We start from the raw sequence: 7,379 nt of genomic DNA, 5'->3' as shown, positions 1-7,379 counted from the left end.
GAACGGCTTGCCCACTCCGATTGATGGGAGAACGCCCTTGCGCTTCCTGTTCACGACGTTCGCCTGGCCGTCGCACTACCACGCGATGGTGCCGCTGGGGTGGGCGCTCCGGGCCGCCGGCCACGACGTACGGGTGGCCAGCCCGCCGTCGCTGGCCGACACCGTCGTCACGACCGGGCTTCCCGCCGTGCCGGTGGGGAGGGACATCGACGTCGCGGCCCGGGCCCGGGCCGGCGCGCTGAGCGGTGCGCCCAGCGACCAGCGGGAAGCGGTCCACCGGATGGCGCTCACGATGTACGAGGTCGCCGACGCGATGACGGACGACCTCATCGCGTACGCCCGGAGCTGGCGGCCGGACATGATCGTGCACGAGTCGGTCACCTTCGCCGGAGCGGTCGCCGCCGAGGTGCTCGGCGTGCCGTCCGCCGCGCACGGGACCGGCATGCCGATCATCCCCGGGATGCTGGTGCGAAAGGGGAACCCGGCGCCGTTGCCGGAGTTCGTGGACCTCTTCCGCCGGCACGGCGCCGGGCCGCGACCCGTTCCCACGGTGTGGATCGACCCCTGCCCGCCCAGCAAGCGCAAGCGCGGGGAGATCTCGGCGCCCCGCCTCTCCATGCGGTACGTCCCGTACAACGCTCCCGGCGCGGTTCCGGCCTGGCTCGTCGAGCCGCCGTCGCGGCCCCGGGTGTGCATCACCTGGGGCACGGCGACGGTGCACATGGGCGGTGACGCGGTGACCGATCTGCTGCACCGGACGATCGAGGCGGTCACCAGCCTCGAGGTGGAGGTCGTGCTCGCCCTCTCGGCCGCCACCCGGGCGGCTCTCGGGGCGCTGCCGGACGGCGTCCGGGTGGCCGGCTCGCTCGCGCTGCACGTGCTGCTGCCGACCTGCCGGGCGATCGTGCACCAGGGCGGGATCGGCACCGCGCTGACCGCCGCCGGCCTCGGCGTGCCTCAGCTGATGGTCACCCGGTTCCCCGACCAGATGACCGTCGGGGACGCGTACGCGGCCGGTGGCGCCGCGCGCCACCTGACCCACAGCGAGACCACCGTGGAGCGGGTCCGGGCGCACGTCGTCGCGCTGCTGGAGGACCGGGAGTGCCGTACGGCGGCCGAGCGGCTACGCCAGGAGATCGTGTCGCAGCCGGCACCGTCCGATCTGGTGCCGGAACTGACCAAGCTGGCCGTGCCGAGCCTGCGTCTCTCAGCCTGACAGCCGGCGGGCCAGCGTCACCGCGCCGTGCAGTGTGGACCGCGCGCCCAACCGGGACGGGCGCACCATGGGCGCCGGCACGCCCGGCCGCGCCAGATCGGCCACGTGGTGGGCGACGAGGCCGGCGAACCCCGGCAGGCCGGTCGCGAATCCGCCCCCCACCACGACCGTCGTGGTGTGCGCCAGCTCGTGTACGCCGGTGACAGCCACCGCGAGCCGCCGGCAGGCGTGGTCCACGGCCCGGACCGCCCACTCCGCGCCGGCCGGCAGGCCCCGGCGGAGGTCGTCGTATCCCACCGGGGCCCCTCGCAGCTCGCTCGCCCGCGTCAACGTGGCCGGCCCGGACGCGACGGCCTGCAGGCACCCACGGCGCCCGCACCGGCAGAGCGGGCCGTCCGCGTCGGTGACCAGGTGGCCGAGTTCGAAGGAGCCCCGGTCCGGCCCGGGCCACAGCCGGCCGTCCGCGACCAGGCCACCGCCGACGCCGGTGCCGACCCCGACGTAGAGGAGGTCGTCGCAGCCCAGTGCCCGTGCCTCGCCCAGCGCGCCCAGGTCGCCGTCGTCGGCCCACCGGGCCGGGGTGTCGCCGAGGATCGAGCGGAACGCGCTCCGGAGGTCCAGACCGATCCACTCGGGGCGGTTCGGCCACGTCGTGACCAGACCATCCGCCCCCACGGTGGCCGGCATCGCGACTCCGGCCCCGGCCAGGTGGCCCGGGCTCCACCGCCGGAACCCGGCGATCTCGGTCGCGAGCTGGGCCAGGTCGGACTCCAGGCCGCGGCCGTTCCACCGGAAGGTGTGCTCACGGGCCGGGCCGCCGTCGGTCTCCGCCCGCAGCGCCACCTTGGTGCCGCCGACGTCGACCCCGAGCCAGGTGCCCGGCCGCGACGCCGGGCCGGTCACCGCCGGCCCGGTACCGAGACCGGCGGGCACACCGGCAGCAGGTCGCCGGGGGAGTGGATGACCAGATCCGGGCGGGCCGAGAGCAGTTCGGCCTCGTCCACGGTGGCCCAGGTCGCCCCGACGGCGGTCACCCCGGCCGCCTGGGCGCTGCGGATGTCGGCCGGGGCGTCACCGACCATGACGGCGGCGTCCGGGTCCGCGCCGAGCAGGGTCAGCGCCCGCAGCACGATGTCGGGCGCGGGCTTGGCGTTGACGACCTCGTCCGAGCCGACGACGTGGTCGAAGTGCTGGATCAGGTCGAGGGTGGTCAGCAGGGATCGCGCCCGCGGCCCCGCCTTCCCGGTGGCCACGGCGAGCCGGAACCCGCGCGCCCGCAGCGTGCGGAGCAGATCGGGCACCCCGGTCACCACCGGCACCTGGCCGGCCAGCCGGTAGCTTTCCCGGACGAACGGCTCCTCCATCTCCAGCGGGAGCCCCATGAGCCGCATGATCTGCGGGAAGTAGAGGCCCTGGTGCCGCTGGTACTCGGCGAAGGGCGGCGTGCCGGCGCCGACCACTTCGGCGTACGCCGCGGCGAACGCCCGGCCCATCACCTCGTGGCTGTCCACCAGGACACCGTCGAGATCGAAGATCACCACACTGCGCATCGGTATGCCCGCCATCATCTCGCCGCCGCGGTCGTGACCGGTCCGGCGGGCAGCAGCGGCGCCGCCGAGGCCGTGTAGAGCGCTTCGATCGCGCCGATGATTCGTCGTACGCCGGCGGCCGAGGACCGGCGCGCCATGAGACGGCCCCGGAGGTCGTCCAGCTGGCGGGTGTACTCCGTGCCGATCGGCTCGGCCGGGAACGCGACCTCCTCGGTCCGGCCCCACCGCACGACGCTGAGCCGAGGCTGCTTCTCGCGGTCGGGGCTGAAACCGAAGGTGGTCCGGAGCGTGGCCGAGCCCTCGCTCCCCTCGACCCGGATCTCGGTGACGTCGTGGACCGCCGAGTGCGCCGCCCAGCTGGCGTGCAAGCCGACCGACAGGCCGCCGCCGCCGACCAGGAACCCGTGAACGGTGTCCTCGACGTCCGCGGCGAGCTCCGGCGGCGGCTGGTCGTGCCGCCAGGCGGCCGTCCACCGAGGGTCGTCGACGTGGTCGTGCGAGAGGGACGCGGTGACCTGATCGAAGGTCTGTGGGCCGGCGACCGCCTCCAGCACGTCGAGCAGGTGCCAGCCGAGGTCGAACAGCACCCCGCCGCCGGCCTCGGCACGGCTGGTGAACCAGCCCTGGGAGCGGGGCACCCCACGGGCTCGTTTCCACACCAGCTCGACGTGGCGCAGGCGGCCGAGCTCGCGGGCCAGCCGGGTCAGCGCCCGGACGTCGGCCCGGTAGGAGCACGCGCTGCCGGCCAGCAGCGGGACGCCGCCGGCCCGTTCGGCCTCGGCCAGGACGTCCGCCTCGGCGGTCGACAGGCAGGCCGGCTTCTCCACGAAGGTGGCCAGCCCCCGGCCGAGCAGCCGCCGCGCGATCGTGGCGTGCAGGTGATTGGGCGAGGCGACCAGCGCGAGGTCGGCGTCCGCGCCTCCGAGCGCGTCGATGTCGGCGACGGCCGGGCGGCCGGTCGCCGCGGTGAACGCCGCCCGCTGGGCCGGGCCCGGATCGACCGCGGCGACCACCTCGTAGTCGCCGCTCGCCATCAGGCGGGGAAGCCAGATCTCCCGGCCCGACCACCCGAACCCGACCAGTACGGCGCGGATTCTCATCCGGCGGCCACGGCTTCGGCCACGATGGTGGCGGTGTCGGCCAGCGCCTGCTCCGATGCCAGCAGTGTGCGGTGGTGCAGCCAGACACAGTCCCGGCTGATCGCGTCGGTGGTGGGGCACCGGGCGGCGATCGCGTCCACGGACTCGCCGGGCGCGCCGAACTGCCAGAACGCCGGAGTGCGGTAGATGGCGCGGAAACCCGCGAAGGCGGGGATCCCCGCGTCGACCAGGCGGTCGACGAGCTGGTTGCGCCGCTCCTCCGACCAGCCGGGCAGCCGGAACATCGCCATGTAGTGCGGATTGCGGTCGGCCCGCGGGTCACCGGACTGCGGGCGGACGCCGGGTATCTGCGACAGCAGCGCCGACAGGTAGGTCCACCGCTGCTCCCGTACCGCGAGCTGAGCGTCGAGCCGGCCCAGCTGCGCGCGCAGGACGGCGGCCGAGAACTCGTTCATCCGCATGTTGGTGCCGGCCACTTGGTGGAGGTACCGGCGGTCGGTGCGCGGCCGGCCGCAGCTGTGGTGCAGGAACGCCTTCTCGTACGTGTCCGCGTCCGGGAACAGCACCGCGCCGCCCTCGCCGGCGGTCATCAACTTGCCGTTCTGGAAGCTGAAGGCCGCGATCGATCCCAGCTCACCCACGCGCCGGCCCTGCCACTGGGCGCCTTGGGCGTGGGCCGCGTCCTGCAGGATCTGGACCCCGGCGTTGGAGGCCAGCTTGTCCAGGGCGTCCATGTCGGCCATCAGGCCCGCCATGTGCACCGGCATGATCACACGGGTCCGCGGGGTGATCGCGGCGGCGGTGGCGGCGACGTCGATGTTGTACGTGTCCGGATCGACGTCCACCGGCACGGCGACGGCCCCGATCCGCTGTGCGGCCTGTGACGAGGAGATGAAGGTGAACGCGGGAACGATGACCTCGGTGCCCGGGCCCACGCCCATCACCTGAAGGGCCAGCTCCAGCGCGTGTGTGCCGTTGGTGACGGCGAGGGCGTGCCCGCCGCCGTGGTGAGCGGCGAACTCCCGCTCGAAGCTCTCCACCTCGGTGCCGCCCATACGCCACCACTGGCCCTGGTTCAGCGCACGATCGAGAGCTCGGCGTTCGGTGTCGTCGAACTGCGGCCAATCCGGAAAGGTCGGCCCGGGTCGCGGACTCATTTCTGCCTTGCTCCTTCTGATCGCAATCGGGGAATTCGCGGAAAGGTGTCAGGCGCGGGTGATCGTCGCGAGCCAGCCCGGCGCCCCCGTGCTGTCCCGGTTGTTCTCGACAGCCGTTTTCTCGATCGAGTCGATCTGCCAGCCGGTCGTGAAGGTGGCACGGATGACCTCCTCGCTCACCCGCCGGGCGCGGATGCCGCCGTGCGGCGGCCGGACCGGGCCCGGCTGGTGGTCGTCGCCGATGCAGAGCAGGTACAGCCGCGCGCCACGCGGCATCACGCCGGCCAGACTGGCGGCGTACCGGATCCGGTCGGTCTCGTCGAAGGCGTGGAACAGGCAGGAGTCGAGCACGGTGTCGAACTGCTCGCCCAGACTGCCCAGTTCGAGAGCGTCGCCGACCTCGAAACGCGCCTGCAGGCCGCGCTCGCGGGCCTTGCGCTGGGCGATCCGGATCGCGGTCGGCGCCGCGTCGATGCCGACGGTCGGCAGGCCGGCCGCCGCCGCCAGCAGCGCGAGCTCGCCGGTGCCGCAGCCGACGTCGAGCACCCGGCCGGCGAACGCGCCCTCCTCGGCGAGCCTGCGCATGGCCGTCTGGGGACGGCCGATGTCCCACAGAGGGGTGCCCGCGTAGTGCGCGTCGAAGCTTTCCAACTGGTTGGCGCTCATGCTGCCTGGCTCCTTCTCGTCGGTTCGCCTCACGGTACGAAGCCCGGCGCCGCGGCCACTATCCCTCACCCTGACAGCGATTCCTAAAGGCGCTGGAAGCGCATTCCGTGAGTTCGGCGAAAAGGCGGCGGCCACGACTAGCAATGCGAGGGATCCCGGCCGGCCGCTCCGAAACTAGGGTGCCTGAAGGGTAAGGAGAATCGGCCGTACGAGAGAAGTGGGTTTCATGAGTTTGAAACAGTCCGAACGGACCCTGTCCAACTTCCTCGCCTATCTCGACGGGCTGCGGGCGCGCGGAGAGGTGCATTACGACGACAAGATCCAGGCGTGGCACGTGCTCGGCTACCACGACGTGCAGAACGTGCTGGCCGACGCGGAGACCTTCTCGTCGGACGTCGCCCCGCTGGCCCCCAAGCAGGAGGACTTCGACCTCTTCAAGAAGGGCAACTTCGTCCGGGCCGACGACCCCGGGCACCGTCGGCTCCGCGGCCTGGTCAGCCGGGCCTTCACCCCGAAGATGATCGCCGACCTCGAGCCGCGGATCACCGAGGTCACCAACCAGCTGCTGGACGACGCGGATGCCACCGGCAATCAGTGGGATCTGATCGAAGGGCTCGGCTACCCGCTGCCGTTCATCGTCATCGCGGAGATGCTGGGCATCCCGGTCACCGACCGCGCGTTCGTCCGGCGGCTGTCCGACACCTTCTTCGAGACGCACAACGTGGACCCGGAGGCGTCGCTCGACTCGCTGGGCGAGAGCGCGGTCACCAACGTCGCGCCGCTGCTGCGCGAGTTGAACCTGCACCTGCTGGACTTCGTGCGCGAGCGCCGCAAGAAGCCGGCCGACGACCTCACCAGCAAGCTGCTCGCGGTCGAGGTCGACGGCGTGCGGATGGACGACGAGGAGACCGTCGGCTTCCTCGGCCTGCTGCTGCTGGCCGGGCACGTCACGGCGACCTCCACCCTGGGCAACACGGTCCTCGCGCTGCACGAGAACCCGGAGGTCTGGGCCGAGCTGCGGGCCGACCCCACGCTGATCCCGGCCGCGATCGAGGAGTCCATGCGCTTCCGCCCGCCGTTCCCCCGGCTCGGGCGGCAGGCGAAGAAGGACACCGAGATCAGCGGCGTGAAGATTCCGGCCGGCGCCTTCGTCCTGGCCTGGATGACCACCGGCAACCGTGACCCCCGCGTCTTCGACGACCCGGACCGGTTCGACATCCACCGTGATCCCAACCCCCATCTGACGTTCGGCAAGGGCATCCACTTCTGCCTGGGCGCCCCATTGGCCCGGCTGGAGGTCCGGGTCGCCCTGCGCCTGCTGCTGGAGCGGTACAGCGACATCCGGGTCCGCGACGACGCGCCGGTCAACCTGCGCAACCCGTGGGCGATGATCGGCGTCAACCAGCTGCCCATCGAGGTCAGCCGGTACTGACATCCACCACCGGGGACGGGCTCAGCGGAGAGTGGCCGAGGCGGCCACCGCTGGGCCCGTTTCCGTTCGCCGTCCCGTTCAAGGAGATCCGCATGAACCCGTTCGAGGCAGAGACCGCCGACTACCTGGTGGTTCGTAACGACGAGGGCCACTTCTCGCTCTGGCCCGGTTTCGCCGACGTTCCGCCGGGCTGGAGCGTGGTGGCCGGGCCGGACACCCGGCAGGCCTGCGCCGCCTTCATCGAACAGTCCGCGTAGA

General features: G+C 72.6%; 8 protein-coding genes. 3 read left to right on the top strand and 5 right to left on the bottom strand.

Going from position 1 to position 7,379, the window contains the following annotated elements:
* Positions 1-37 precede the first annotated feature (37 nt).
* Positions 38-1,216: a nucleotide disphospho-sugar-binding domain-containing protein gene (locus ACFY36_RS11355; protein WP_499745812.1), complete on the top strand. Its 1,179-nt coding sequence runs from the start codon at positions 38-40 to the stop codon at positions 1,214-1,216.
* Here ACFY36_RS11355 and ACFY36_RS11350 read toward each other — a convergent pair.
* The 5 genes from ACFY36_RS11350 to ACFY36_RS11330 are packed head-to-tail and all read right to left on the bottom strand — an operon-like array spanning position 1,208 to position 5,689.
* Positions 1,208-2,119, bottom strand: a complete 912-nt coding sequence (locus ACFY36_RS11350) for an ROK family protein (RefSeq protein WP_499745811.1) — start codon at positions 2,117-2,119, stop codon at positions 1,208-1,210. The two genes, ACFY36_RS11355 and ACFY36_RS11350, sit on opposite strands and share 9 nt — an antisense overlap.
* Entirely contained in the window at positions 2,116-2,766 is a 651-nt protein-coding gene (locus tag ACFY36_RS11345; RefSeq protein WP_499745810.1) for an HAD-IA family hydrolase, read from the bottom strand. Before ACFY36_RS11345 ends, ACFY36_RS11350 begins: the two co-directional genes overlap by 4 nt.
* Positions 2,767-2,780: 14 nt before the next feature.
* The gene (locus tag ACFY36_RS11340; protein WP_499745809.1) at positions 2,781-3,866 is read right to left on the bottom strand and encodes a Gfo/Idh/MocA family protein; all 1,086 of its coding nucleotides are present in this window, start codon (positions 3,864-3,866) and stop codon (positions 2,781-2,783) included.
* Positions 3,863-5,023 carry a DegT/DnrJ/EryC1/StrS family aminotransferase gene (locus ACFY36_RS11335; protein ID WP_499745808.1) on the bottom strand — a complete coding sequence of 387 codons (1,161 nt, stop codon included), beginning with the start codon at positions 5,021-5,023 and terminating at the stop codon, positions 3,863-3,865. Before ACFY36_RS11335 ends, ACFY36_RS11340 begins: the two co-directional genes overlap by 4 nt.
* A gap of 48 nt (positions 5,024-5,071) precedes the next feature.
* Positions 5,072-5,689 carry a class I SAM-dependent methyltransferase gene (locus ACFY36_RS11330; protein ID WP_499745807.1) on the bottom strand — a complete coding sequence of 206 codons (618 nt, stop codon included), beginning with the start codon at positions 5,687-5,689 and terminating at the stop codon, positions 5,072-5,074.
* Positions 5,690-5,915: 226 nt separating this feature from the next.
* Between ACFY36_RS11330 and ACFY36_RS11325 the strand changes: the two genes are divergently transcribed.
* Entirely contained in the window at positions 5,916-7,121 is a 1,206-nt protein-coding gene (locus ACFY36_RS11325; protein WP_499745806.1) for a cytochrome P450, read from the top strand.
* Positions 7,122-7,213: 92 nt separating this feature from the next.
* On the top strand, positions 7,214-7,378 hold the full coding sequence (locus ACFY36_RS11320; RefSeq protein ID WP_499745805.1) for an MbtH family protein: 165 nt from the start codon (positions 7,214-7,216) through the stop codon (positions 7,376-7,378).
* Position 7,379 lies beyond the last annotated feature (1 nt).

Origin of the sequence: Actinoplanes sp. NPDC000266, assembly GCF_042899005.1 — a bacterium.
Taxonomy (GTDB): Bacteria; Actinomycetota; Actinomycetes; order Mycobacteriales; family Micromonosporaceae; genus Actinoplanes.
Note: the sequence above shows the minus strand (reverse complement) of the source record. Positions and strands in the feature narration are given on the sequence as shown.